Annotated in this window: 2 protein-coding genes; one reads left to right on the forward strand and one right to left on the reverse strand. The window is 44.7% G+C overall.

The window, feature by feature from the left end:
• Positions 1-6 precede the first annotated feature (6 nt).
• Positions 7-1131 carry a 2-aminoethylphosphonate--pyruvate transaminase gene (gene phnW / locus A3762_RS19075; RefSeq protein ID WP_231878812.1) on the reverse strand — a complete coding sequence of 375 codons (1125 nt, stop codon included), beginning with the start codon at positions 1129-1131 and terminating at the stop codon, positions 7-9.
• 217 nt (positions 1132-1348) lie between these two features.
• Here phnW and A3762_RS19080 point away from each other — a divergent pair.
• Positions 1349-1637 (forward strand): GntR family transcriptional regulator (locus A3762_RS19080; protein ID WP_231878864.1); only part of this gene is annotated, 289 nt, incomplete at its 3' end.

Consider the following 1637-nt stretch of genomic DNA (forward strand, 5'->3'; position numbering starts at 1 on the left):
GCGTGTTTATAGCCAATAGCGTTCTTCAGAAACTGCTTGAATAAGTCTCTGAATATCTTCAGGAAATACGTGGCCAATCGTGCCGATTCGGAAGCAATCTGCTTGGCTTACTTTTCCGGGGTAAATAACGAAACCGCGTTTTTTTAATCCGTCATAAAAGGTATTGAAGCGATAACTTTCATACTGCGGGTTTAAAAACGTACTAATAAATGGTGAGCGTAAATCACCTTGTAGTAAGGTTGTGAAGCCAAGCTTTTCCATGCCGGCAATAAGGGTATCTCTATTTTTCAAGTAGCGTTGATAGCGCGCTTCAACACCGCCTTCTTGTTCTAATTCGATAAGAGCTTGCTCAAATGCGCGTACAACATGAGTTGGTGATGTAAAACGCCACTTGCCAGGGTCTTTCTCCATCGCTTGCCATTGATCAAATAAATCTAAGCTGTGTGAGCGCGCTAGGCCTTCACATTTGGCAATAGAGGAATGCTTTGCGAGCACAAACCCAAAGCCAGGGACGCCTTGAATACATTTGTTGGCGCTACTGATTAAAAAGTCGATATTTAACTCAGCCAGATCAAGAGGAATGCCGCCGAAAGAACTCATAGCGTCGACAATGAAGGTGCAGTTGTTTTCTTTGCAGACATGACTGATGGGCTCAATGGGGTTGAGCATTCCCGTCGTTGTTTCGCAATGAACCATTGCGACATAGATGTCTCCGGAAAGCTCCTTTAACACCTGTTGTAGTTTGGCGGGGTCGACAGGAGATGTTTCTCCGTAATCGATCAGACTAAAAGGAATGTTCAGGATCGAAGCCATGGTTGCCATGCGTTGTCCATAGGCACCATTAGCGAGTATGACTAAATGTCCTGATGCGGGTATGACTGAACCAAGTGTTGCTTCGACAGAGGCTGAGCCGCTGCCTTGCATCAACACAGCAGTGTATTCGTCTTGATATTCCTCGCTAGTTGCAAGTTTTACCAAGCGCTGTCTGACGCCTTGAACAAGTTGTTTGTAGTCATCATCCCAAGTACACCAATCGCGTAACATGGCATTTCTCACTCCGGTGCTTGTTGATAGAGGGCCAGGAGTAAGAAGTAAATAAGGGTTTATCGGTGCATCCATTTTGGTCGTCATAAGTAAATCTCAAAATTATTGGTATATACCAGTTGGGCGAGATACTATGTGCACCTTTAGGTAAGGGTCAACGCTTTACCTGCAAAATTCATAAAAGTGAAATATACAGAGATCAGACAATCGAGGTCTGATAGATAAAAGAATCATGGGTACATTAGCGAACGCAATAAAAGAGACTCTGACGGAAAATATCGTGAGATGGAGAGGGGAAGGCGAGATGAAACTACCCTCTGAGCGAGAGTTGAGTGAGCAACATTCAACAACGCGGGTAACAATCCGAGAGGCTTTGAAGTTGTTGGAAACAGAAGGCTTGATTTATCGGGAGAACCGACGTGGTTGGTTTATATCCCCACCTAAATTGCGTTATGACCCAAGTGTTCATGGACGGGTTAGTTTTGTCGATTATGCAAGGCAACAGGGTTTTCAACCGAGCACCCAACTCCTTTCGATTAAGTTGACCGTAGCGGACCGCTACATAGCTTCGGAAATGCAAATTGCTGTTGGTA

This window comes from Oleiphilus sp. HI0125, assembly GCF_001635355.1.